Here is a 23,618-nt window from a genome sequence, read left to right as displayed (position 1 = left end):
GCCGCAGAATCCTGGGGAAACGCCGTCATGATCCGATCTTCCGCGCTCCTGGCCGGCGCCGCCGCGCTCGCCGCCCTCGCCGCTCCCGTGCACGCGGAGGAGGCCGATCCCGCCGCCATCGTCGGCCTGCAATTCGCGGTCAGCGGCAACCACAAGGGCGTGCGGGCGAGCGGGGCCAAGGGCATCTGCCTGAAGGGCACCTTCACGCCGGCCGCCGACGCCGCCTCCCTGTCCAAGGCGCCCCAATTCACGAAGACCGTGCCGGTCACCGCCCGCTTCTCGATGGGCGGCGGCAATCCGAAGATCTCGGACAAGACGAAGGCCACGACCCGCGGCTTCGCGATGCGGATGGCGGACCCGGGCGGCGACATGACCTTCGTGATCATCTCCGCCCCGGTCTTCTCGACCAAGACGCCGGCGCAGCTGGAGGAATTCCTGAAGGTCCGGGTGCCGGGGCCGGACGGCAAGCCGGATGCCGACAGGATCAAGGCCTTCGCGGCGCAGAACCCCGAGACTGGCCGCCAGGCGGCGTGGCTCAACGCCCGGCCGGTGCCGGCGAGCTTCGCGGGCACCGATTACTGGGCGGTCCACGCCTACACGCTGACGAACGCCAAGGGCGACAAGACCGTCGCGAAGCTGAAGTTCGTCGCCGCCGACAAGGCCGGCCTCTCCGACGAGGAGCTGAAGACCAAGCCCGATTCGTTCTACGCCGACGAGTTGAAGGAGCGGCTGGCGCGAGGCCCGGCGCGGTTCGACCTCGTGGCGATCCTGGCCAAGTCCGGCGACCCGACCGCGGACGTCACCGCGACCTGGCCGGAGGAGGAGCGCCAGACCCGCAGCCTCGGCGCCCTGGCGATCACGGGAATCGAGCCCGACGCCACCTGCGACGCCGCCACCTTCGATCCCGTGGTCGACCTGCCCGACGGCATCGCCGGCCCGGCCGACGACCCGATGTTCGCGATCCGCTCGCCGGCCTACGCGGTGTCGCTGTCGCGCCGCTCGAACTGAGGGATCACCCCCCGCGGCCGCGCAGCACGTCGAGGCGGTAATCCGCCGTGCGGACCTGCCGATCGAGGGCGAGGTGGCCGCGGGTCTCGCGGATGAACAGGTCGGCGGCCTCGTCGCCGGTGAGCGGGTAGTGGGTCTCGCCGGTCCAGTGCACCAGCACGACGTCGCCGTCCGGGTGCAGGCTCGCCCGGACCCGGGCGACGAGGCGGGCGACGTCGCCGGCATCGAGGTAGTAGACGACCTCCGACAGGAGGATCAGGTCGAAGCGCCCCTCCGGCCACTCCTCCGGGATCCGGGCCCGCATCAGGCGCAAGCCCGGCCGGTCGCCGCAGCGCGCCCGGGTCTGGGCCAGGGCGGCCTCGGCCACGTCGAGGGCCATGAGGGTATCGCACCGGGAGGCGAGGGCCGCGGTCAGCACCCCGATCGAGCAGCCGACCTCCAGGGCCGAGGCGTAGCGCGCCCGCGGCAGGGCCGCGAGGGTGGCGGCGTACTTGTCGCGCTCGTAGGGGCTTTCGGCGAAGTTCCACGGATCGGGATCGGCGGCGTAGCGGGCGTCGAAGTAGTCCGGCGGCAGCGAGGTCGCGTAGCGGGTCATCGAACGGGTCCTCACGGATCGACCGCGAGGACGATCTCGTCCTCCCGGAGGAAGCGGGCGATCATCGCCGGTTCCAGGCGGAATCCCTGCGGGTCGTCGGCGATCAGGGTGGTGGTCTGCGAGCGGTGGGCGGCGATGGCCGCCGCCTTGGCGTCGCGGTGCGGGGCGACGGCGAGGCGCGCGCCCCGGGGCGGCGGACCGACCTCCGTCTCCGGTGGCAGCGTCCAGCCCCAGACCGGGTAGGCGTAGAGCCGCACGTCCCCCAAACGATCCCGCGCCGTGCGGGCGAGGGCCGCACTCGCCCGGTGGTCGCCATGCGGGTCGTGCGCCCAGGTCACGAACAGGGCGCCCGCCCCGCAATCCCGGGCCGCGGCGGCGATCGCCTCGGCCGCCGCCTCGGCCCGCGGGCCTTCTGCCGGCACGAACCGGTCGGGCAGGCGCAGGAAGGCGACGTGGGCGGCGGGCAGGCCGAGGCAGGCCGCCGCCGCCAGGGTCTCGGCCTCGCGCAGGGCCCGCAGCCGCTCGGGCGGGTGGCTCGGCGAGGTCGGGTGCGAGCCGGTCCCGTCGCTCACCACGACGAGGCGGAGCGGGATCCCGCGAAGGCAGGCCTCGGCGATGAGCGCGCCGCAGCCGAGGCTCTCGTCGTCGGGATGGGGCGCCACCACGACGATCCCGCCGCGCGGCACGATCTCCCGCAGGTCGCGAAGCGGCAGCGCCGCCGCGGCGGCGAGGAAGGCGTCGGCCCGCATCAGCCCGCGCCTCCCGGGACCCAGAGCCGGTCGGCCGGCTCTCCGGCGGCCAGGATCGTGGCGGCGGCGGCGGTGAGCGCCCGGTCGGGGGCGGGCTGGCGCAGATAGGTCGCGAGGTCCCGCGACAGGCGCTCGAGCGGGTGACCGCTCAGGAACCCCTGCAGGCCGACCGAGCGCTGGGCGAGGCCCAGCACCTCGAGCCCCGCCCGCTCGACCGCGAGCCGGGTCAGGCCCACGAAGGCGACGATGCGCTCGGGAGCCAGGGTCTCGTCCGCGACGAGGCCGGCGGCCCGGGCGACGAAGAGCCGGGCGCCTTCGAGCGCGATGGCGCCCTCGCCGAGGCGGGCGAGCTGGTGGGGGTCGGCGCCGCGCCCGGTCCGGGCGAGGTGGCCGCGCCAGGCCTCGAACACCGCCTCGATGCCTCCGAGCTGCACCGCCGCGAAGCGCCAGGCGCCGCCGGAGAAATGCGGCTCGCGGTGGTAGTCGTCCGGCTCCCCGAGGCGGGCGAGGGGGGCAAGGCCGGTGAGGTCGACGGTGCCGGTGGCCGAGGCCCGCATGCCTTGCGCGCGCCAGGCCGAGAGGTCGGCCCGCGTGCCGGGATCGAGGGCGACGACGAGCATCTCGGGCTCCGTCCTCCCCGGGCGGCGCGCCGTCACGAGGGCGCGGGTGACCCGGCCGGCCCCGGACGCGAAGGTCTTGCGGCCGCGCAGGGACCCGTCCTCGTCAAGGACGAGGCCGCCCGTCGGCGGCTCGGTGTTCCAGACCCCGAACAGATGCCCGCTCACGGCATCCGCCAGGAGGGCGCGGCGCTCCGCCGGGGCGGCATAGCGCAGGACGAGGTCGAGGGCGTTGACGTGGCCCTCGTAGAGCCGGCCGAGCGCCAGGCTGCCCGAGCCGACGAGCCGCAGGACCTCGGCGAGGTCGGCCGCCCCCGGCTCGCCGCCGAGGCCGTCGCCGCCCTCCTCCGCCGGCACCGGCGCGGCGAGGAGGCCGAGCCGGGCGAGGTCGAGGATGTCGGCGGCCGGGAAGCCGTCGTCGCGGTCCTGCGCGTCGGCCCGGCCGGCGGACAGGGACGCGATCCGGCGCGCGGCGGCGACCGCGCGGGCGGGCTCGCGGTCCCGGCCGCGGTCGATCGGATCAGGCATTGCCCGCCTCCCCCGAGGCCCGGCCGAGCACCGGGCAGCCGCGCCGGACGGATCTCAGGCGGCGCAAAACGTCGGTCCCGTGCCGCAACCCGGCGAGGACGAGGCGCGCCGCGGCGATCCGCCGGGGCAGCGCGTCCGGGCGCAGGGGCCGGCGGGCGAGGAGCGGGCTCGCCGCCTCGATCGCGGGAAGCGCGGCGCCGAAGGCCGGCAGGGCGGCGATGCGGCGGGCTTCCGCCGGCGCGATCCGCAGCCACGGCGCCCAGAGCCGGGTGCGGCCGAGGCGCCCGGCCCCGTGCAGGCGCCGCAGCCGGCGCGCCCAGGCGTAGCGGAACAGCGCCCGGCCCAAGGGTTCGAGGCGCGGGTCGCACGGGCTCTGCGGCGCCTCGCAGCGCAGCCGCATCGTGTCGGCCGCGCCTCCGGGGGCGCGGCCGTCGAGCCGGCCCGAGGTGACGACGACGATGCCGGGGTCGTGGCGCACCCGGGCATCGATCGCCAGCAGGGCCGCGACGAAGGCGCGGTCCTCCCCGAGCGGGAGCGCCGGCAGGCCGCCGGCGGCGCGATAGGCCGACAGGCTCACGGCGAGCGACGCGCCGGAGCGGGTGGCGTGGCGCGGCGCGGGATCGTGCGGCAGCGGATCGATGCGGGCTTCGAGGGCGACGAGCAAGGCCTCGTAGGCGCCTTCGCGCCGCCCGCGGGCATGGAGGGCATCCGGCAGCCGCGCGGCCTCGGCCTCGTCGAGGGCGATCCGGCCGGCGACCGCGTCGGCCCCCCGCGCCAGCGCCGCGAGGTTGCGGGCGATCCAATCCGGCGGCACCCGGCTGTCCGCGTCGGTGGTCAGGATCACGCCCTCGGACGCCCCCTCGTCGAGCCAGGCGGCGGCCGCCTCCATCGCCTCGCGCCGGGCCCAGCCGGCCTGGGCCCCGGGCCAGTCGCGCGCGATCACCCGCAAGGGCAGGCCGAGCGGGCCCACGAGTTCCGCGACGGCCGCCGCCGTGCCGTCGGTGCAGTTGTTGAGGAACAGGACGATCCCGAAGGCCCCGGCCCCCTCCTGCCCGGCGAGTGCCCGCAGGCAGGGGCCGATCCGGTCGACCTCGTTGCGGACCGGCACGGCGACGACGCAGCGCGGCGGGCCGGCCGGCTCAGGGATGCAGCCGCAGGTCGGCTGCTCTCGATGAGTCGGCCCCTCTCGATTCGTCACGTACGGGGTCTCCGGCGGGCCGCAAAGCCGGCCCTCCGGAACAACCTAATTCATACCCCACCCCAGTTCTCTGGGGTGCGACCTTGTCGACACCGGGAGGCCGGGCCTCGTCGGCCGCTTCCCGAAGTTTGCAGGTTCAAACCGCCGCGCCGCGCAGCCCGCACGGACCGGGTGCGAATCCGAGCGAGCTCGGCTATGCTGCCGGCATGATCGCACCTGCGGATCGCCGTCCCCGCCGCCTCGCGGCCTGCTCCGTCCTCTGCGCCGCCCTCGGCGTCGCGACCTCGGGCGTCGCGGCCCTGCGGCCGGATCCCGCCGCCGCCCAGGGCCTTGCCGGGTTCGGGTTCCTGCCCGTCTTCGCCTGGCCCCGGGGTCTCGAGGACCGGCTCGGCGAGGAATCGCGCTGGTCGGGCTCCTACGCCCGGTTCTCCACCGGGTTCGAGGCGGTGTCGTCGCGGCGTTTCGGCAGCTATGCCGGGCCGACGATCGGCTTCGAGGGCGGACGGATGTGGCGGGAGGGCGACTTCGTCTACGGCATCGCCGGCGGGTTCGACTACCTGGCGGCGACCTCCGGCGGTCTCACCCCGGGCTTCGGTGGCCTGTCCTACACCCGCGACTTCGCCGGGGCGGTGCAGGTCAAGGTCGGCACCCTGCTGACGCCGGACGTGCTGCTCTATGCCCGCGCCGGGGCGGCGGCCGTGCACGGCACGCTGCGGGCCGGGGCAACCCCGGTCTCGATGCCGTTCTCGCGCGACGACGTCGTGGTCCAGCCCGACGCGCATGTCGGGGTCGAATGGGCGATCACCGACCGCCTGTCGGTCGCCGTCGAGGCGGGCGTGGGCGGCTACGGGCTGCGCTGAGCCGCACAGCCCCGCGCCGATCACGGCCGTCCCGGGTCGCGGCGATCCCGCAAGTTCCTTCGCGTGCTCCTTGATCGGCACGAGCGATCCGAAAGCCCGGAACCGCGCGCAGCCCTGTCCCTCTCGATCGTCCCGTCCGACGAGGGCCGGGAGCGGCGCATCGCCGGCATGCCGCGGACGTTCGGCGTCGGCCAAGCCGGGATCCTGCACGAAGACGAGTTACCGACTGACGCAGGATAATCTGGCAATTTTTCTACCGCGCGAAGACGATTTTTCATGCCATCATGTCACCCGATGTTATCAAGAATGTCTCAATAAGATCACATCTCACCACGATGTGTCATCGATGATGCAACAAGCCCCGGATTGACCCCGACGGCTCTTTACCGAATCCCGGACCTGTTGCGAAAAATCGTGCACCGACGCGATTTCGGCGGTGCCGCCCCGACGCAGGCACCGAACAACGACAGGGGGACGGCGCGATGGCGATCACCTTCAACGGGACGGTCTACGGACCGGGATTTGCGGGGCAGGACGACGGCGCGCCGTCGGCGAGCTTCCGGCTGGACAGCGTCTCGACCGGCAACGTCACCCTGACCGGCACGGTCAACAAGGCAGGCGATCCCGTCCAGGCCGTCGGCATCCTGCCGGGTGCCACGGCCTCCTCCACCCAGACCCTCTACGCGACGCAGTACGATTCCAGTAGCCTGATCCAGTTCACGGACAGCACCACCACTCCGGCGAACCGCTACATCTTCTCCAACACGCAGCTGGCCCCGCGTCAGCAGGTGACCTTCGACAGCAACAACACGGTCGGCGACTACGCACCCTGCTACGCCAGCGGCACGCTGATCCGCACCGCGATCGGCGACGTCGCGGTCGAGGCGCTGTCCGTCGGCGACCGCGTCGTCACCGCCTCCGGCGAGGCCCGCCCGATCCGCTGGATCGGCCACCGCACGGTGCATTGCGCCCGCCACCCCAACAGCGCGGCGGTTCACCCGGTGCGCGTCCTCGCCCACGCCTTCGGCGACGGTCTGCCCGCCCGCGACCTATGGCTTTCCCCCGACCATGCCGTGCGCGTCACCGTGCTCGACGACGTGCTGATCCCGATCAAGCACCTTCTGAACGACGCCACCATCGCCCAGGAGCCGGTCGACGAGATCACCTATTGGCACGTCGAGCTCGACAGCCACGACATCCTTATCGCCGAGGGCCTGCCGGCCGAGAGCTTCCTCGACACCGGCGTGCGCGCCGGCTTCGAGAACGGCGCCGAGCACATGACGCTCCACCCGGACTTCACCCCGCTCTCGCTCGACGATTTCTGCCTGCCGCTGGTGCAGGACGGGCCGATCGTCGACGCCGTGCGCACCCGGTTGATCGCCCGCGCCCAGGCGCTGGGCTGGACCCTGACCGACGAGGACGACCTCCACCTCGTCGCCGACGGCGTGGCGATCCGTCCGGAGCGCGACGGGACGACGGCGCGCTTCGTCCTGCCGGCCGGGATCGTCACGGCGTGGCTGACGTCGCGCAGCTTCGTGCCCGAGCGGGTGCGGGTCGGCGCGGGCGACGGGCGGCGCCTCGGCGTGCCGGTGCGGGGCATCTCGGCGATCGACGGCCACGGCGTGATCCGTGCCCTGCCGATGGACAGCGCCGTGCTGGAGACCGGCTTCTCCTTCGTGCAGGACGGCCAGGCAGGTCCCTGGCGCTGGACGACCGGCGCGGCTCCGCTGCCCGCCTCGCTGTGGGCCGGCTGCGACGGCAACGTGACGCTGGTGGTCGAGACCGCCCCGGATCAGGGCACCCTGCAGGCCTGGCTCGCGCCGGCCGTCGCTGCGGAGAGCGCGGCCTCCCCGACCCGGGCCGGCATCGCCGCCTGAGGCTGCGGTCTCGCCGTCAGGGCCGGAGGCCTCGGTCTCCGGCCCTGACCCGTCACGCCGACGTCCGGTGCCGGCTGCCAGCCTCGCACCGAAACGTCGCTCCCGGCTTGCTCGAGCGCCACGCCTTCCGGCCCGGGATCCTGACGACGGTACGCCCGCGGGCAATCCGCCTGCCTTCGTCGTACCCTTTGGCGGATTCGGTTCCGGAGCCCGATCTCGCCGACCGTCCGATGCCGCTCTCTGCGGTGGCCGAGCTCGTCTACCGCGACAACGAGAGCCTGGGGCCCATCGGCCCAGAAGCGTCGCGGCTCCGGCGGGTGCAAGGGTCCGTCGACGGATAAAGGGCCGACGGGGCAGAAGGCGCTCCCCGCTGCAGCAGAAGAGCGGGCGCGATTCCGGGCCGAGATCGGGCGGGAGACGGAAACCACCGATATTCTCGCCGCGGTCCGGGGCGGGTTCGCCGGGCGATTGCCTGACGGGGGGCCGGCCGCTGCCGTTCGCCCGCCGGATCCCGTCGCGCGGTTCAGACCGCCGGCCGGAGGGACTATCCATCGCCCGGCACACTTTTACGCCGCCGCCAGCCCCCGCCCCATCCGCGCCCGCATCACCGTGAGCCCGCCGAGGCTCACGGCCAGGACCACCCCGGCATAGAGGTCCGCCGTCGCGGCGTAGCCGAGGCTGCGGGCGAGGAAGCCGGCGGCGACGGCCGGCAGGCTGAAGGCGAGGTAGCTCTGGACGTAGAAGGCGGCCAGGAGCCCGGCCCGTTCCTCGGGCTCGGCGAGCGGCATGATCGTGCCGAGGCAGCCGAGGAAGCTGGCGCCGAAGCCGGCGCCGGTCACGAGGGTGCCGAGGATCAGGACCGGTACGCTCGCCGCGTGAATGCCGGCGACGACCGTGACGACCCCGAAAGCCGTGGCGAGAACCCCGAAGGTCAGGTTGGTGCGCGGCGCCGCCATGCGCCGCACCAGCACCGAGACGGCGCCGGCCACCATCAGGGCGGTGACGACGGCCCCGCCGGTGAGCGGCGCCCGGCTGCCGGTGGCGGCGGCGACGACCGAGGGGACGAGGGACAGGTAGAAGCCGCCGAGCGTCCAGTTGGCGAGGTTGATCGGCGTCACCAGCGCCAGGGGCCGGCGGATCCGGGGGGGCACCGCCATGCGGGGCCGGAGCGAGGCGAGCGCCCCCGGCCGGAGCATGGCGGTCTCCGGGATGCGCCAGATGGCGAGCGCCAGACCGGCGAAGACGAGGAGCAGCACCCCGTAGACGAGGTGGAGCGGCCACGGGCCGTACTGGATCAGCGCGGCGGTGCCGAGCGCCCCCAGCGCCATGCCGGCGAGCGGCGCCACCGCATTGACGACCTGCCCGCGGGCGCGATCGACATCGACCAGGGCCGCGCCCAGGGAGGCGGCGGCGGTGCCGGTGGCGAGCCCCTGGACGATCCGGGCGACGACGAGCCAGCCCGCGCCCTGGCCGACCAGCAGGAACAGCCCCATGGCCAGCGCCTCGAGCGCCAGGGCCCCGGCGATCACCGGGCGCCGCCCGAGATGGTCCGAGAGCGAACCGGCGACGAGCAGCGCCTTCAGCAGGGCGACCGCGTAGACCGCGAAGACGAGCGTCACGAAGACCGGCGAGAGCGCCATGGTCTCCTGGTAGATGCGATAGAGCGGCGTCGGGGCGGCTGCGGCGACGAAGAACGCCCCGAGCGTCGCGGCGTGGAAGACGAGCGGGTCACGCCACTGGGGGCCACGCCACCGGAATTCTTGACCTTCGCGCATCGCTGTGGCCCTTAAAGCAAATCCGTTGCGTTAATGGTCTAAAGCTGCGGCGCGCTAAAAGCAAATTCTTTGCGTTTGGAGGATGGGACGAATGGCGGAGCGGGGGGGAGGGCCACGCCCCGGCGGGCGCAGCGCGCGGGTCCAGGCCGCGGTCCACCGGGCCGCCCGCGACCTGCTCGCCCGGATGGACCGCGCCGAGGTCACGATCCCGCTCATCGCCGCGGAGGCCGGCGTCACGCCCTCGACGATCTATCGCCGCTGGGGCGAGCTGAACGAGCTTCTGGCCGACGTCGCGGTCGAGCGCCTGCGCCCGGACATGGTACCGGTCGAGACCGGTCACGGCCGCGGCGACCTCCTGGCCTGGGCCGAGCAATATGCCGAGGAGATGTCGTCCGGCCTCGGCCGCGAGATGATCCGCGACGTGCTGGCGGCCGAGGGTGGGACCGGCCCCCGCCGCTGCTGCAGCTACGCCCGCCAGCAGATCGCCCTCATCGCCGAGCGCGCCGCCGCCCGGGGCGAGGCGTTTCCGAGCCTCGACGCCGTGCTCGACGGCGTGCTCGCGCCGATCCTGTTCCGGATCCTGTTCGACGAGGCGCTCGGCCCCGCGCGGGTCGGGGAACTGGTCGAGAGGGTGTTCGAGGGCGATCGGCGCGTCGACGATCCGTAGTTTTCACGAACCACGGGATGAAAGCCTCCGCCCGAATCATTTCGGCCCCGAATCGACGCTCCCCTCCCCCGCCGCCAGCCCGCAGATTCGCCGCGTCACCCGGTACGACGCCGCGAAGGCCGGGACCGGCAGGAACTCGAACCGGGAGTGGAAGTTGCTGGCGCCGGTGAAGTAGTTCGGGGTCGGCAGGCCGCGGGCCGAGAGCGCCGCGCCGTCGGTGCCGCCGCGCATCGGGATCGTCTTCGGCGCGATCCCCTCCGCGGCCAGCGCGGCGAACAGGAGGTCGACGGAGCGGCGGTCGTCGCCGAGGCTGTCGTGGATGTTGCCGTAGGTGTCGGCGATCCGGCATTCGACCCGCCCGGTCGGGTAGAGGGCGGCGATGTCCTCGGCCACCGCGTGCAGGCGCGCCTTGCGGGCGGCGAAGCCTTCGCGGTCGAAATCGCGGATCATCGCCTGGAGGCGGGCCTCGCCGGAATGCGCCTGGAGGCCGTTGAACCAGACGTAGCCCTCGCGCCCCTCGGTGGTCTCTGGCGTCTCGGCCCGGTCGAACCGGCCGATGAAGTCGTGCGCCATCAGGAGCGGGTTCACCATCACGCCCTTGGCCGACATCGGATGCGCGGCGACGCCGGTGAACACGATCTCGGCGCCGGCCGCGTTGAAGGTCTCGATCACCACCTCGCCGACCGCGCAGGCGTCGATCGTGTAGGCGAAGTCGCAAGGGAAGCGCGCGAGGTCGAGGGCCTTGGCGCCGCGCAAGCCGATCTCCTCGTCGGGCACGAAGGCCACCACGATGTCGCCGTGCGCGTCCTCGGGCGTCAGGGTGGCGAGCAGCGTCATCACCACGGCGATCGCCGCCTTGTTGTCGGCCCCGAGCACGCTCGTCCCGTCGCCGACGATCACGTCCTCGCCGCGGTAGTGCGCGAGTTCGGGATGCTCGGCGGCACGCAGCCAGATGTCCTCGGAGGGATTGAGGCAGAGGTCGTCGCCGGTAAACCGCAGGACCTGCGGGCGGATCTCGGGCGAGAGCCCGACATCGACCGTGTCGAGATGGGCGATGAAGCCGATCCGCGGGGCGCCCGGCCGGGTCCCGGGCTTGCGGGCGGTCAGGATCGCGTGCGCGTCGAGCACCACGTCGCGGAGGCCGAGCTGGCGCAGTTCCCCGGCCAGCAATTCGGCGAGCCGGCGCTGGCCCGGCGTGCTCGGAAGGGCGGCCGCCCGGGCGTCGCTCTGGCTCGGCACGGCGAGGTAGCGGAAGAACCGCGCGATGAGCTGCGCCCGGAGCGCGGTCTCGTCCGTCATGGCGTGGGGCTCCATCAGCTGAGCGCGACCGAGAAGCCGCGCTGCACCGCCGGGCGGCTCATCAGGGCATCGTACCAACGCCGCACGTTCGGATACTCGGCGAGGTCGACCCGGTGCCGGGCGTGGCGCCAGGCCCAGCCCAGGATGGCGAAATCCGCGATCGAGAGGTCCCCGGCGACGAACGCGCGATCGGCCAGGCGCCGGTCGAGCACGCCGTAGAGCCGGTGCGTCTCCTTCTGGTAGCGGGCGAGCCCGTAGGCGCGGTCCGTCTCGTCGACCGAGAGGAAGTGGTGGACCTGGCCCGGCATCGGCCCGAAGCCGCCCATCTGCCACATCAGCCACTCCATGACCTGGACCCGGCCGCGGCCGGTCGCCGGCAGGAAGCGCCCGGTCTTCTCGGCGAGGTAGACCAGGATCGCGCCGGATTCGAACACCGGGAGCGGAGCCCCGTCCGGCCCGTCGGGATCGACGATCGCCGGGATGCGGTTGTTGGGGCTGATGGCGAGGAAGTCGGGTTCGAACTGCCGGCCCTTGGTGATGTCGACGGGCTCGACCCGGTAGGGGAGCCCCATCTCCTCGAGCGCGACGCTGATCTTGCGCCCGTTCGGCGTGTCCCAGGCGTAGAGCTGGATCATGCGGTGCCTCCTCCGGTGACGGGGAGGGACCGTAATGCGGTTCCGGCCCGGAGTCGTGTCGGTTCTGCAGCCGGCATATCCGCTGCGGATCGTGCGCCCTCCACCTCTTGGACGATGGGGATCGGTCTCGGCGCACCGACAACGGAATCAGCCTTGGATAGTCGGTCGCATCCTCGACGAACAAAAGAAATTTACTTAAAATATATTTTATTCAATTATTTCATCTATATATTTCTACCGAATCTTGAATTATATACGGATGGACGACATTTTTGCTTGATAAACATCATTACCGCACTCGATTTCTCATCAATATAGTCGGCTACTGAAATCGTCGTCGTATCGATCGCCGATCGCGATCGGATATTTTGTGCGGCTTAACCTGTAATACAATTGCTGAATTTATAAAATATCGCTACCCTGGCCTCGCAATCGACATTCCTTTGGCGGGAGACGCAGGGATGCGGGCGGCGACGGCGGGCGGATCGATCGACCTGAAGGCGATTGCAGGCACGCGGGTGGTGCTCCTCGCGATCGCGATCGCCGAGGAGGCGCGCGAGGGCCTTCTCGGCTTCGCCATCGCGCGGATGAACGGGGAGGCGCCCGACTGGCTCGAGGGCCGCAAGGTCTTCCGCTCGGTCGTGCCCCGTCCCGATCCCCAGGACCGCTTTCCGAGCAACCTGCACCCGATCCAGAGCCTGATCTGGTCAGACTACGAGGCCCGGCCCGGCACGACCACGCGCTACCGCGTGCAGCCCGTCCGCGGCACGCCCGCGGCCCCGGTCCTCGGCGAGGGGACCGAGATCACGGTCACGACCGAGGACCCCGCAACCGGCACCCACGGGATCTGGTTCAACCGCGGCGCCATCGCCTCGCAGGCCTTCTCCAGCCATTTCCAGAACCGGCCGCCCGAGGACGAGGACGATCCCGCCGATCCCGAGGTGCGCTGGCTCTCTCGCGGCGCCCTCGATGCCGCCCTCGCCTTCATCGACCGCGCGCGGGACGGCGAAGCGCTGCGGGTCGCCGCCTACGAGTTCACCTACCCGCCGATTCTCCTCGCCCTGAAGCGGGCGGCCGCCCGCGGGGTCGACGTCCGGGTCGTGCACGAGGGCGGCCAGGATTACGACCGGGACGACAAGCGGCTGGAGGATACCTCCGCCACCGTCGCGGCGCGCACCGCGATCGAGGCGCTCGGCCTCGACGGGCAGGCGAACCTGCGGCTCATCCCGCGCATCCGGCGGCGCAAGATCCCGCACAACAAGTTCATCGTCTGGATTCGGGCGGGCGGCGCCCGCGAGGTCCTGACCGGCTCGACCAATTTCACCGCCTCGGGCTTCATCGGCCAGACCAACGTCTTGCATGTCGTGCGCGACGAGGGCGTGGCGCGGGCCTATCTCGACTACTGGACCGAGCTGTCGCGCGACCCCACGACGCCGACGCTCTCGACCTGGACGCAGGGGCGCATCCCGCCGGACGCGCTCGACGCCCTGACGGCCGTGCCCGGCACCACGCCGTTCTTCTCGCCGCGCAAGAACGACGCGATGCTGAGCTGGTACGCGGCCCGCATCGCCGAGGCGCAGGAGACGGTGATGTTCACCGCGGCCTTCGGGGTGAACAAGCTCCTGGCAGCCCAGTTCGGCCTCGACCGCAACTTCGTGCGTTTCCTCCTGCTCGAGGACGCGCCGGACCGGGAGCTGCGCGACACGTTGAGGAGCGACCCGGACGTGGTGGCCGCCTACGGCGCGCTGCTGGGCGCCTATGCCGAGGGCAAGAAGGCGTTCCCGGACACAAGCCTCGACGACTGGTTCCTGAAGGAGGAGCTCTTCCGCAAGCAGGGCCACGTGTTCTTCATCCACACCAAGTTCCTGCTGATCGATCCGCTCGGCGACGATCCGCTGGTGTGCACCGGCTCCGCGAACTTCTCCTCCTCGTCGCTCACCGGCAACGACGAGAACATGCTGCTGATCCGCGGCGACACGCGGGTAGCCGACATCTACCTGACCGAGTTCGACCGGCTCTTCCGCCATTTCTACGCGCGCCAGACCATCGACCGCCTCGCCGAGCGGGGAGCGCCGCTGGCCGAGGCCAAGTTCCTCGACGAGACGGCCGGCTGGCTCGACGCCTACGTCGCGCCCGGCCGGATGAAGACCAACCGCCAGCGCCTGTTCTTTCCCGCCTGGCCCGACCGCTGAACGGACCGGTTCCCCCGGACCGATCCGCGTCCGAGACATCACCCGGGAGCTCCGTCATGCCGCTCAAGAACTATTCCGTCCTGAAGGGCCGGCCGATCAACAACCGCTTGGCCACCGGCCGCAGCCCGCATTACCAGGTGCTCGTCTCGGCCAACGGCGAGTTGCACCGCATCGCCATCAACGTGCAGTCGCAGGACGGCAGCGAGGTGCAGTTCCTCGTCCGCTCCCGCTTCGAGCACCCGATCACCGAGGCGCTGGCGGCCCTTGCCGAGGGCGTGAGCCCGGCGCCGAGCCAGCCGAACGGCATCGCTCTCGACTACGTCCGGGGCAACCTGATGCAGCCCTGGGAGTTGAAACCGCTGCCCCTCTCGGCCGCCGGACCGGACAACGACCTCAACGAGAAGCTCGACGCCTACGTGCAGCGCGCGATGGCGGACGAAGAATCCTGGATCTATGCCTTCGGCGAGACCTGGGGACCGGAGAACGACAAGGCCGACCGGTATTTCGGTTTTCGGCCGGGCCGGGGCATCCACGACATCCACATGAACCAGGGCAACCCGCCCGGGCGCTTCGCCGGCGATAACGGCCCCTACCAGGATGGGGGCCTGATCTTCTGGTTCCCGCGCGAGGAGCAGTGGGTGTCGGTGTTCCTGAAGTTCCAGACCCAGGCCTGGCACTCGGACGACGCCTCGGCGAATCCCGCGGTGCCGGCCGATCCGGACCACGGCGGGGAGCCGCACGCCCCGGTCGACCGCGACCGCATCCCGCCTCGCGACGTGCCGGACGGGCTGGTGCGCATCATCGCGGCTCTCGTCAACGACACCCACACGCCAGAGCGCGAGACGGTGACGCTGCTCAACACCGCGGATGTCCCCGTCGACCTGACCGGCTGGTCGCTCAAGGACAAGCAGAAGAACGCGATGCCGCTCACCGGCACGATCGCGGCCGGCGCGACGCTGACCGTGGCGGTGCAGGCGCCGGTCGCCCTGTCGAACAAGGGCGGCATCATCACCCTCCTCGACGAGAAGGAGATCAAGGTGCACGGCGTCGCCTACACGAAGGAGCAGGCGCGCCAGCCCGGCCGCACTATCCCGTTCCAGGCCTGAACCACCTCGCCCCGGGTCCGACCGGGAACGCCGACCGGACCCGGACGTCGCCGGGGGCGAGGTCGATCAGGGCGCCAGATCGCCCACCGGCCCCTTGGCGGGGGCCTCGCCGCCGGACGCGCTCACCGGAATCGGCTTCAGGGTGCCGCGGTCGATGGCCGGCGGGGTCGGAAGCTGGAGCTGCTCGCTGGTATAGGCCCATTCCCGGGCCACCTTCTCGGGATCGTCGTTGAGCTTCTCGCCGAAGCTCGGGACGATCCGGCGGATCTTCTCCTGCCACTCGGGGGTGGCGACCCTCTGGGCGAAGACCCGCTGGAGCACCTCGAGCATGATCGGGGCGGCCGTCGAGGCGCCCGGCGAGGCGCCGAGCAACGCCGCGATGGTGCCGTCCTTGGCGTTGACGATCTCGGTGCCGAGCTTCAGCACGCCGCCCTTGTTCGTATCGCGCTTGATGATCTGCACGCGCTGGCCGGCCTGCCACAGGCGCCACTCGCCCTTCTTGGCGTTCGGGAAGTACTCGCGCAGCGCCGCCATCCGATCGTCGTCGGAGAGCATCAGCTGGCCGGCGAGGTACTCGACCAGCGGGTACTCGTCGATGCCGACCCGCATCATCGGCCAGACGTTGCTGCTCGTGGTCGAGGTGAGCAGGTCGAAATAGGAGCCCTCCTTCAGGAACTTGGTCGAGAAGGTCGCGAACGGCCCGAACAGCAGGACGCGCTTGCCGCCCAGCACCCGGGTGTCGAGATGGGGCACCGACATCGGCGGCGAGCCGACCGAGGCCTTGCCGTAGGCCTTGGCCAGATGCAGCGTCGCGACGTCCGGGTTCTCGTTGATCAGGAACGAGCCGCCGACCGGGAAGCCGGCATAGTCCTCGCCCTCCGGGATGCCGGAGGCCTGGAGCAGGTGCAGGGCGCCGCCGCCGGCGCCGATGAACACGAACTTGGCGTCGATGCTCCGGCGCGACCCGTCCTTGAGGTTGCGCGCGGTGACCCGCCAGGAGCCGTCGGCGTTCCTGGCGATGCCCTGGACCTCGGTCGAGGCATCGAGCCGGAAGGTCTTCTGGCCCTGCAGGTGGGCGACGTACTGGCGGGTGACCTCGCCCCACTCGACGTCGGTGCCGAGCGGCGACCAGGTGGCGGCGACCTTCTGGTTCGGGTCGCGCCCCTCCATCATCAGGGGGACCCATGTCTTGAGCTGCTCGGGGTCGGTCGAGAACTCCATCCCGGCAAACAGCGGGCTCGCCTTCAGCGCCTCGTAGCGCTTCCTGAGATAGGCGATGTTGTCGTCACCCCAGACGAAGCTCATGTGGGGGGTGTAGTTGATGAAGGTCTTGGGGTCCTTCAGCACGCCGTTCTTGACCTGCCAGGCCAGGAACTGGCGGGTGACCTGGAACGCCTCGTTGATCTCGACCGCCTTGGCGATCTCGATCTTGCCCTTCTTCTCGGGCGTGTAGTTCAGCTCGGCGAGCGCGGAATGGCCGGTGCCGGCGTTGTTCCAGCCGTTCGAGCTCTCCATCGCCACCTTGTCGAGGCGCTCGAGCATGCGGATCGACCAGGTCGGCTCCAGCTCGTTGAGCCAGACGCCAAGCGTCGCGCTCATGATGCCGCCGCCGATCAGCAGCACGTCGACCGTGTCGGCGCCCTGCGCCAGGGCGAGCGACTCGGGCAGGGCCGAGGCCGCGAGGCCGGCCGCGGCACCCCCGAGGATCCGGCGGCGGCTGATCCCGGCGGAGCCGGTGGCCTTCGGGGAGGTGGTCGTGTCGTCGGCGCGCATGGCCCAATCCCGTTCTCGTTCAGGCCGGGCCGGCCGCGCGATGCGCGGCCCCCCGGTCGTGACAGGCGTCCGATCGCGACGCGCGGGCGGGCCCGCACGGCGCGTGAAGCCATTTTCGGGGTGGTTTCCTCGTGAGGCCGCTGTCGCGGGGCCGCGGCACCCCGACCCGGTCCGGTCGGTCCCTCGCGGCGACGTGTCCCGGTCCGCTCGATCGGACGCGCGAGGCGACGCGGATTCTACGATCCGCTGGCCGGCCTCGGGCGGTCGCGACCGCCTGGGACGAGAAGAATGCCGCCGACCTAAGCTCGGCGGTTGTGTGGCGGCCTCATAGACGATGCGCAGGCGAAGGACAATCGCCGCCCCGCCCTCGGCGCAGCCGATTCCATCGGCCCGCAGGGCGGGCCGTGCTGAAGACCGTCAACGCTTCCTCAACGGAGCGGACCCGGAGACCTTGGGGGATGCTCCCTGCAATCATCGTCCGGACGCCCGATCCGGACTCACAGCCGCGCCGCGACGACCTCGGTCAGGGTCACGGGGCGGCCGGCCTCGCGGGCGAGCCGCAGCAGCGTCGACTGGCGGAAGCGCACATCGGCGGTGATCTCTCGGCCGATCCAGTCCGGCAGGGCGAGGGGTTGCGCCTCGTGCTCCAACTCGACCTCGGCCAGGACCATGCCGGCGAGCGCGCCGCCATACTCGTCCACCACCCACTCCATCCCGTCATGGGGCACGCAGTGGCGGGTCTTCTCGATCAGGCAGGTCTCGCAGACGAGGCCCAGCATCGCCTCCGCGTCGGCCCGGGGGATCTCGTACTCGAATTCCGGCCGCGCCAGGCCGTCGCGCCGGCCCTTGACGGTGATCCAGGCCTGCTCGTCGTCGAGCCGCACCCGGACCTTGCCGCCGGCGAACTCGCCGACGAGCCCGTCCGTCAGCCGGCGCCGGCTCACCGCCCGGTCGCGCCAACCCGCATGGGCGACCAGGAACTTCCGCTCGACCTCGTACCGCATCACCCTCGACCGCGCGTGCCCCGCCCCCGACGGAGGTCCGTCCCGGGCGACGATCGCGCGACCGCGCGGGCCGGGATCGGCCGTGGCCGGGGCGGCGGGGCTGATAGCCGATCGCGCCCGTAAGAGCCAGGGCCGGCGAGCTAGGCCTCGCGTCCTACCCCTGGGCCCGGCCCATGCGAGGGCGCGAAGCGGGCGACGAGCTCGTGCGCCTCGCCCGGATAGGTCAGGCGCACGACCGTGACGGGGCGCCCGGCACTCCAGGTCCGGCGTTCGACGACGAGGCAGGCCGCGCCGGGGGCGCAGGCCATCGCGGCGGCGAGGTCGGCGTCGGCGGCGCGGGCGCGGATGCGGTGCTCGGCCGCGGTCCAGGGCACGTGGCGGACGAGCCAGGTCCCGGGCGGCTCGTCGGCGAAATCCTGCGCCTCGGCCTCCGGCACCGCCGCGAGATGGACCAGTCGCTCCTCGAGGCAGAACGGGCGCGGTCCCGCATCGTGCCGCACGGTGAGCGCCAGGACCGGGGCCGGCGCGTCGAGCCCGAGCGCCGCGCGGTCGGCCTGCGTGCTGCGCCGGCGTCGGCGCGCCAGCAGGGCGAAGCGGTAGGGCAGGCCCAGGGCCTCGACCTCGGTGCGGATCTCCGGGATCTCCAGCACCGCCGATTGCGAATGCGGCTGGCGCACGAAGGAGCCGACCTTGCGCCGACGCTCGATCAGCCCGGCGGCGGCGAGCTGGGTCAGCACCTTGTTGACCGTCATGCGCGAGCAGCCGAACTGCGCCGTCAGCTCGTGCTCGAACGGAATGCGGTGACCGGGGGGCCAGCGGCCGGACAGGATATGACCCTGGATCTCCGACAGGATCTGCTGGTGCAGCGAGATCGGCCGGGCCTCGGGGCGGGCGGGATCGTGCGCGGTCATGAGTCAGCCCGTCCGCTCAGGTGATCGTGCGCGCCCACGCCGCCTCCGCCGTCCGCCGGCCTTCCCGGAAGGGCCGGACCGCCTCCCCATACCCGAGCTTGATAGCGGGATCGGCATGACAATTTCAACTTGGCCCGACGCGATGACGGAAAGTCGCGGGATCCCCTCTCCCGTGTGGGAGAGGGGTAGGGGTGAGGGTGATACGCTTCAGCGTGAAATTCTGATCCTTCGTTCCGGCCGCGTGTCCATCGAGCTTTACTCATGACCGCGGCATCATCGCGTGGGATTTTCGATCGCCCGGGCCCTCGCACTCGGGAGAGGCGGGACGTACTCTGATGGAATCGGCCGGGTGATCCCGAACCGGCGACCGTCCCTCACGCCGCCATCAGCCGCCCGAGCACCCGCGCGTACCGTGCCGCCACCGCCTCCCGGGCGACGTGCCGCCCGCCCGCGACGACCTGGCGGCCGTCCACCCAGACCGCGTCCACCGCCCGCGCACCGGCGGCGAAGATCCAGCCGTCGAGAAGGGCGTCGCCCCGGCGCTCGATCAGGGCCGGGTCCGCTCCGTCGAGCGCCACGCCGTCGGCCGGGGCGCCGACCGCGAGCCCGCCCCCCTCGGCGGCCAGCGCCTGCGTGCCGCCGGCAAGGCCCGCATCGAACAGGGCGCGCCCGGTCGAGGCGCCGGGGGCGGCGAGCACGTTGCGCTGGCGTGCCCCGAGGCGCTGGGCGTATTCGAGCTGGCGCAGCTCGTCGGCGGCCCCCACCAGCACGTTCGAATCGGTGCCCACGCCGTAGCGCCCGCCCGCCGCGACGAAACCGGGACCCGGGAAGATGCCGTCGCCGAGGCTCGCCTCGGTCACCGGGCACAGGCCCGCGACGGCGCCGCTCGTGGCAAAGCGCGTCGTCTCGTCGGGCGTCATGTGGGTGGCGTGGATCAGGCACCAGCGGGAATCGAGCCCGGCCTGGTCCAGGAGCCATTGCACGGGCCGCGCCCCGGACCAGCTCAGGGAATCCTCGACCTCCCGCACCTGCTCGGCGGCGTGGATGTGGATCGGCCCGCCCTCCGCCAGCGCGGCCGCGGCGGAGAGGTCCTCCGGCGTCACCGCCCGCAGGCTGTGGGGTGCGACGCCCAGCGTGGCGCCGGGGAGGCCCGCCACGACGGTCCGGGAGGCGTCGACCATGCGGGCGAAGAGATCGAGGTCGGAGACGAAGCGGCGCTGGCCGTCGGTCGGCGCGACGCCGCCGAAATTCGACCAGCGGTAGAGCACCGGCAGCAGGGTGAGGCGCAGGCCCGTGAGGGCGGCCGCCGCCGCGATCCGCTCCGCCATCTCGGCGACCTGGGCGTAGGGCGCGCCGTCGGGCGCGTGATGCAGGTAGTGGAACTCGCCGACCCGGGTGAAGCCGGATTCGAGCATCTCGACATAGGCCTGGGCCGCCACCGCCTCGGCCTCGTCGGGGCTCATCCGCAGGGCGAAGCGGTACATCGTCTCGCGCCAGGTCCAGAACGTGTCGGCGGAGGGGCCGCGCCGCTCGGCGAGCCCCGCCATGCCGCGCTGGAAGGCGTGGCTGTGCAGGTTCGGCAGCCCCGGCACCAGCACCGCCACCCGGGTGTCGCCCGGCTCCGGCGCGCAGGCAGCCTCGACCGCCGAGAACCGCCCCGCCGTCACGGTCAGCCGGACGTCGGCCTGCCAGCCCGTGGGGGTGAGGGCGTGGCTCGCATGCAGCACGGTCATCGGCGCGTCTCCTGCGGTGGGGCCCGGAACGGGAGGGCTGGGCTGCGCCCCGGTCCGCTCATGTCTATACAAAGCGCATCGATCATGTCTATACATATGCACGAATCAAGGGAGACGCGCATGAGCGAGACAGAGGACGGACCGCGGGTCTGGCGCAACGTCCGGCTCGCCACCTTCGCGCCCGGACGTCCCGGGATCGGCGCGGTGGACCACGGCGCCCTCGCGATCCGCGACGGCCGCATCCTGTATGCCGGGCCCGAGGCCGCGCTGCCGGGCGCCGCTCTGAGCGAGGCCGAGGTGATCGACGGCGAGGGCCGCTGGATCACCCCGGGGCTGATCGACTGCCATACCCACCTCGTCTGGGCCGGCGACCGGGCGCACGAATTCGAGCTGCGCTTGCGCGGAGCCTCCTACGAGGAGGTGGCGCGGGCCGGCGGCGGCATCGTCTCCTCGGTCGCGGCCCTGCGCAAGGCGAGCGAGGACGACCTCGTGCGCCAGACCCTGCCGCGGCTCGACGCGCTGATGGCCGAGGGGGTCACCACCGTCGAGGTGAAGTCGGGCTACGGGCTCGACCTCGCCGGCGAGCGCAAGTCCCTGCGGGCCGCCCGCCGCCTCGCCGGGCTGCGGCCGGTCTCGATCCGCACCACCTTCCTGGGCGCCCACGCCCTGCCGCCGGAGGCCCGCGGCGACAAGGACGCGTTCATCGGCGAGGTCGCCGACGCGATACTGCCGGCGCTCGCCGCGGAGGGGCTCGTCGATGCGGTCGACGCATTCTGCGAGGGCATCGCTTTCTCGCCCGAGCAGGTGGAGCGGGTGTTCGCGCGGGCGAAGGCCCTCGGCCTGCCGGTGAAGCTCCATGCCGACCAGCTCTCGAATCTCGGCGGCGCCGCGCTGGCGGCCCGCCACGACGCCCTCTCGGCCGACCATCTGGAGCACACCGACGAGGCCGGGGCGATGGCCATGGCGCGGAGCGGCACCGTCGCGGTGCTGCTGCCCGGCGCCTACTACTTCATCCGCGAGACCAGGCTGCCGCCGGTGGAGCTGTTTCGCCGCCATCGCGTGCCCATGGCGGTCGCGACCGACGCCAATCCGGGCACCTCGCCGCTGACCTCGCCGCTGCTCGCCATGAACATGGCCGCGACCCTTTTTCGCCTCACCGTGGACGAGTGCCTGGCCGGCACCACCCGCGAGGCCGCCCGCGCCCTCGGCCTCCTGTCCGAGATCGGCACCCTCGAGGCCGGCAAGCGCGCCGACCTCGCGGTATGGTCGGTCGAGCGGCCGGCCGAGCTCGTCTACCGCATGGGCTTCAACCCGCTCCACGCCCGCATCCGGGGGACACGATGACCGAGACGATCACCCTCGTGCCGGGCGCGGTGCCGCTGGCCGGCTGGCGCGCGATCTATCGCGGCGCGCCCGCCCGCCTCGATCCCTCCTGCGCGGCCGTCGTGGCGGAGAGCGCGGCCGCGGTCGCCCGGATCCTCGCCCGCGGCGAGCCGGTCTACGGGATCAATACCGGATTCGGGAAACTGGCGAGCGTGCGGATCGAGGCCGGCGACCTCGCGACGCTCCAGCGCAACATCGTGCTCTCCCACGCCGCCGGAATCGGCGAGCCGAGCCCCGTGCCGGTGGTGCGGCTGATGCTGGCGCTCAAGCTCGCGAGCCTGGCGCAGGGCGCCTCGGGCGTGCAGCCCGCCACCCTCGACCTCTTGGGCGCGATGCTCGCCCGCGACGTGATCCCGGTCGTGCCCTGCCAGGGCTCGGTGGGGGCGTCCGGCGACCTGGCGCCGCTCGCCCACATGGCCGCGGTGATGATCGGGGTCGGCGAGGCTTTTACGCCGGCCGGCCGCCTGCCCGCCGCCGAGGCGCTGGCGGCGGCCGGCCTCGTCCCGGCCTCGCTCGGCCCGAAGGAGGGACTGGCCCTTCTCAACGGCACCCAGTTCTCGACCGCCAACGCGCTGGCCGGCCTGTTCGAGGCCGAAGCGGTGCTGCAATCGGCCCTCGTCGTCGGCGCGCTCGCGACCGACGCGGCACGGGGCTCCGATGCGCCGTTCGATCCGCGCATCCACGCGCTGCGCCGCCACCCCGGCCAGATCGCCACCGCGGCGACGCTGCGCGCCCTGATGGCCGGCAGCGCCATCCGGGCCTCGCACCTGACCGGCGACGAGCGGGTGCAGGACCCCTACTGCCTGCGCTGCCAGCCCCAGGTGATGGGCGCCTGCCTCGACCTGCTGCGCCAGGCCGCCGAGACGCTGGCGACGGAGGCCAACGGCGTCTCCGACAACCCGCTGATTTTTTCCGAGACCGACGAGGCCCTGTCCGGCGGCAACTTCCACGCCGAGCCGGTGGCCTTCGCCGCCGACATGATCGCCATGGCGCTCTGCGAGATCGGCTCCCTGTCGGAGCGGCGCATCGCCATGCTGGTCGATCCGGCGCTCTCGGGCCTGCCGGCCTTCCTGACGCCGAAGCCGGGGCTGAATTCCGGCTTCATGATCCCGCAGGTCACCGCTGCGGCGTTGGTCTCCGAGAACAAGCAGCGGGCGATGCCGGCGAGCGTCGATTCGATCCCGACCTCCGCCAACCAGGAGGACCACGTCTCGATGGCCGCCCACGGCGCCCGCCGCCTGCTGCCGATGGCCGAGAACGCCGCCGCCGTGGTGGCGATCGAGGCCCTGGCGGCCGCGCAGGGCTGCGACTTCCACGCGCCGCTCATCTCGAGCCCGGCCCTGGAGGCGGTGCGGGCGCGGCTGCGCGCCGAGGTGCCCCGCCTCGACGACGACCGGCACTTCCACCCCGACATCGCGGCGGCGCTCGCGCTGGTGCGAGATGGCAGCCTGGTCGCTGCGGTGGCGGGGGTGTCTCTGCCGGTGCTCGACTAGAAGCCATCCATCCGCTCGATAGAATCGATGCGATTTTTGTTTGATCGGTTCAGATCAATGAAAGCGCGGGATCCCCTCTCGCGTATGGGAGAGGGGAGATTTGCCATGTTTTATTCGAATATATCAATCAATATTGTAGATACTCATCGATGAGCGGATCTGCCCGTCCAACCTGATACCCGTCGAAGCAAATCGCGCCCTGACTTCCCCTCCCG

At 72.2% G+C, this 23,618-nt stretch carries 19 protein-coding genes; 8 read left to right on the top strand and 11 right to left on the bottom strand.

From position 1 onward, the window contains the following. The first annotated feature begins 27 nt into the window (after positions 1-27). Positions 28-1,008: a catalase family peroxidase gene (locus QR78_RS10310; protein ID WP_048427428.1), complete on the top strand. Its 981-nt coding sequence runs from the start codon at positions 28-30 to the stop codon at positions 1,006-1,008. A gap of 4 nt (positions 1,009-1,012) precedes the next feature. Here QR78_RS10310 and QR78_RS10305 read toward each other — a convergent pair whose 3' ends face one another. From QR78_RS10305 to QR78_RS10290, 4 genes are read right to left on the bottom strand one after another with little or no spacing between them, the layout of a single operon-like run. Further along, on the bottom strand, positions 1,013-1,603 hold the full coding sequence (locus tag QR78_RS10305) for a class I SAM-dependent DNA methyltransferase (RefSeq protein WP_048427427.1): 591 nt from the start codon (positions 1,601-1,603) through the stop codon (positions 1,013-1,015). Positions 1,604-1,614: 11 nt separating this feature from the next. After that, complete coding sequence (locus tag QR78_RS10300) at positions 1,615-2,352, bottom strand: PIG-L deacetylase family protein (RefSeq protein WP_048427426.1); 738 nt, start codon at positions 2,350-2,352, stop codon at positions 1,615-1,617. Beyond that, positions 2,352-3,497: an acyl-CoA dehydrogenase family protein gene (locus QR78_RS10295; protein WP_089504158.1), complete on the bottom strand. Its 1,146-nt coding sequence runs from the start codon at positions 3,495-3,497 to the stop codon at positions 2,352-2,354. The genes QR78_RS10300 and QR78_RS10295 overlap by 1 nt, the downstream gene beginning before the upstream one ends. Further along, a complete protein-coding gene (locus QR78_RS10290) occupies positions 3,490-4,695 on the bottom strand; it encodes a glycosyltransferase family 2 protein (protein ID WP_244276398.1) in 1,206 nt (401 codons plus the stop codon). Before QR78_RS10290 ends, QR78_RS10295 begins: the two co-directional genes overlap by 8 nt. Before the next feature lie 206 nt (positions 4,696-4,901). Here QR78_RS10290 and QR78_RS10285 point away from each other — a divergent pair, with 206 nt between their 5' ends. Both QR78_RS10285 and QR78_RS10280 read left to right on the top strand, forming a co-directional pair. After that, positions 4,902-5,555 (top strand): outer membrane protein, encoded by a 654-nt coding sequence (locus QR78_RS10285; protein WP_048427425.1) that lies wholly within the window; start codon positions 4,902-4,904, stop codon positions 5,553-5,555. Positions 5,556-6,037: 482 nt separating this feature from the next. Then, complete coding sequence (locus tag QR78_RS10280; RefSeq protein WP_048427424.1) at positions 6,038-7,432, top strand: Hint domain-containing protein; 1,395 nt, start codon at positions 6,038-6,040, stop codon at positions 7,430-7,432. Positions 7,433-7,998: 566 nt separating this feature from the next. Here the strand turns inward: QR78_RS10280 and QR78_RS10270 are convergent. Next, on the bottom strand, positions 7,999-9,207 hold the full coding sequence (locus QR78_RS10270; RefSeq protein WP_048427422.1) for an MFS transporter: 1,209 nt from the start codon (positions 9,205-9,207) through the stop codon (positions 7,999-8,001). A gap of 91 nt (positions 9,208-9,298) precedes the next feature. On the opposite strand from QR78_RS10270, the gene QR78_RS10265 reads away from it, so the two are divergent. Then, complete coding sequence (locus tag QR78_RS10265; RefSeq protein ID WP_048427421.1) at positions 9,299-9,874, top strand: TetR/AcrR family transcriptional regulator; 576 nt, start codon at positions 9,299-9,301, stop codon at positions 9,872-9,874. Between the two features lie 36 nt (positions 9,875-9,910). Here the strand turns inward: QR78_RS10265 and pepT are convergent, their stop codons facing one another. Both pepT and QR78_RS10255 read right to left on the bottom strand, forming a co-directional pair. Then, positions 9,911-11,173 carry a peptidase T gene (gene pepT, locus QR78_RS10260; RefSeq protein WP_048427420.1) on the bottom strand — a complete coding sequence of 421 codons (1,263 nt, stop codon included), beginning with the start codon at positions 11,171-11,173 and terminating at the stop codon, positions 9,911-9,913. A 14-nt stretch (positions 11,174-11,187) separates the two neighbouring features. After that, entirely contained in the window at positions 11,188-11,808 is a 621-nt protein-coding gene (locus QR78_RS10255) for a glutathione S-transferase family protein (RefSeq protein WP_048427419.1), read from the bottom strand. A 461-nt stretch (positions 11,809-12,269) separates the two neighbouring features. Between QR78_RS10255 and QR78_RS10250 the strand changes: the two genes are divergently transcribed. After that, the gene (locus tag QR78_RS10250) at positions 12,270-14,000 is read left to right on the top strand and encodes a phospholipase D-like domain-containing protein (protein ID WP_048427418.1); all 1,731 of its coding nucleotides are present in this window, start codon (positions 12,270-12,272) and stop codon (positions 13,998-14,000) included. A gap of 56 nt (positions 14,001-14,056) precedes the next feature. Beyond that, positions 14,057-15,106: a DUF2278 family protein gene (locus QR78_RS10245; protein ID WP_048427417.1), complete on the top strand. Its 1,050-nt coding sequence runs from the start codon at positions 14,057-14,059 to the stop codon at positions 15,104-15,106. Positions 15,107-15,172: 66 nt separating this feature from the next. On the opposite strand, the gene mqo is transcribed toward QR78_RS10245, so the two are convergent. The 4 genes from mqo to QR78_RS10225 form a co-directional block, all read right to left on the bottom strand. Then, positions 15,173-16,879: a malate dehydrogenase (quinone) gene (gene mqo / locus QR78_RS10240; RefSeq protein WP_048427416.1), complete on the bottom strand. Its 1,707-nt coding sequence runs from the start codon at positions 16,877-16,879 to the stop codon at positions 15,173-15,175. Between the two features lie 497 nt (positions 16,880-17,376). Then, positions 17,377-17,883: a CYTH domain-containing protein gene (locus QR78_RS10235; protein ID WP_048427415.1), complete on the bottom strand. Its 507-nt coding sequence runs from the start codon at positions 17,881-17,883 to the stop codon at positions 17,377-17,379. A gap of 140 nt (positions 17,884-18,023) precedes the next feature. Continuing rightward, positions 18,024-18,794 carry a histidine utilization repressor gene (hutC, locus tag QR78_RS10230; protein ID WP_048427414.1) on the bottom strand — a complete coding sequence of 257 codons (771 nt, stop codon included), beginning with the start codon at positions 18,792-18,794 and terminating at the stop codon, positions 18,024-18,026. 374 nt (positions 18,795-19,168) lie between these two features. Further along, the gene (locus tag QR78_RS10225) at positions 19,169-20,527 is read right to left on the bottom strand and encodes a formimidoylglutamate deiminase (RefSeq protein WP_048427413.1); all 1,359 of its coding nucleotides are present in this window, start codon (positions 20,525-20,527) and stop codon (positions 19,169-19,171) included. Positions 20,528-20,647: 120 nt separating this feature from the next. On the opposite strand from QR78_RS10225, the gene hutI reads away from it, so the two are divergent. Both hutI and hutH read left to right on the top strand, forming a co-directional pair. After that, a complete protein-coding gene (hutI, locus tag QR78_RS10220) occupies positions 20,648-21,871 on the top strand; it encodes an imidazolonepropionase (protein WP_089504263.1) in 1,224 nt (407 codons plus the stop codon). After that, positions 21,868-23,403, top strand: a complete 1,536-nt coding sequence (hutH, locus tag QR78_RS10215) for a histidine ammonia-lyase (RefSeq protein ID WP_048427411.1) — start codon at positions 21,868-21,870, stop codon at positions 23,401-23,403. The genes hutI and hutH overlap by 4 nt, the downstream gene beginning before the upstream one ends. Positions 23,404-23,618 lie beyond the last annotated feature (215 nt).

The organism is Methylobacterium indicum (assembly GCF_001043895.1).
GTDB lineage: Bacteria > Pseudomonadota > Alphaproteobacteria > Rhizobiales > Beijerinckiaceae > Methylobacterium > Methylobacterium indicum.
This window is presented reverse-complemented; position numbering and strand designations above follow the sequence as displayed.

Excerpts from the sequence above, each read along its gene's own strand:
- QR78_RS10310 (WP_048427428.1), top strand. The coding sequence starts at position 28 with ATGATCCGATCTTCCGCGCTCCTGGCCGGCGCCGCCGCGCTCGCCGCC.
- QR78_RS10305 (WP_048427427.1), bottom strand. The coding sequence starts at position 1,603 with ATGACCCGCTACGCGACCTCGCTGCCGCCGGACTACTTCGACGCCCGC.
- QR78_RS10300 (WP_048427426.1), bottom strand. The coding sequence starts at position 2,352 with ATGCGGGCCGACGCCTTCCTCGCCGCCGCGGCGGCGCTGCCGCTTCGC.
- QR78_RS10295 (WP_089504158.1), bottom strand. The coding sequence starts at position 3,497 with ATGCCTGATCCGATCGACCGCGGCCGGGACCGCGAGCCCGCCCGCGCG.
- QR78_RS10285 (WP_048427425.1), top strand. The coding sequence starts at position 4,902 with ATGATCGCACCTGCGGATCGCCGTCCCCGCCGCCTCGCGGCCTGCTCC.
- QR78_RS10280 (WP_048427424.1), top strand. The coding sequence starts at position 6,038 with ATGGCGATCACCTTCAACGGGACGGTCTACGGACCGGGATTTGCGGGG.
- QR78_RS10270 (WP_048427422.1), bottom strand. The coding sequence starts at position 9,207 with ATGCGCGAAGGTCAAGAATTCCGGTGGCGTGGCCCCCAGTGGCGTGAC.
- QR78_RS10265 (WP_048427421.1), top strand. The coding sequence starts at position 9,299 with ATGGCGGAGCGGGGGGGAGGGCCACGCCCCGGCGGGCGCAGCGCGCGG.
- pepT (WP_048427420.1), bottom strand. The coding sequence starts at position 11,173 with ATGACGGACGAGACCGCGCTCCGGGCGCAGCTCATCGCGCGGTTCTTC.
- QR78_RS10255 (WP_048427419.1), bottom strand. The coding sequence starts at position 11,808 with ATGATCCAGCTCTACGCCTGGGACACGCCGAACGGGCGCAAGATCAGC.
- QR78_RS10250 (WP_048427418.1), top strand. The coding sequence starts at position 12,270 with ATGCGGGCGGCGACGGCGGGCGGATCGATCGACCTGAAGGCGATTGCA.
- QR78_RS10245 (WP_048427417.1), top strand. The coding sequence starts at position 14,057 with ATGCCGCTCAAGAACTATTCCGTCCTGAAGGGCCGGCCGATCAACAAC.
- mqo (WP_048427416.1), bottom strand. The coding sequence starts at position 16,879 with ATGCGCGCCGACGACACGACCACCTCCCCGAAGGCCACCGGCTCCGCC.
- QR78_RS10235 (WP_048427415.1), bottom strand. The coding sequence starts at position 17,883 with ATGCGGTACGAGGTCGAGCGGAAGTTCCTGGTCGCCCATGCGGGTTGG.
- hutC (WP_048427414.1), bottom strand. The coding sequence starts at position 18,794 with ATGACCGCGCACGATCCCGCCCGCCCCGAGGCCCGGCCGATCTCGCTG.
- QR78_RS10225 (WP_048427413.1), bottom strand. The coding sequence starts at position 20,527 with ATGACCGTGCTGCATGCGAGCCACGCCCTCACCCCCACGGGCTGGCAG.
- hutI (WP_089504263.1), top strand. The coding sequence starts at position 20,648 with ATGAGCGAGACAGAGGACGGACCGCGGGTCTGGCGCAACGTCCGGCTC.
- hutH (WP_048427411.1), top strand. The coding sequence starts at position 21,868 with ATGACCGAGACGATCACCCTCGTGCCGGGCGCGGTGCCGCTGGCCGGC.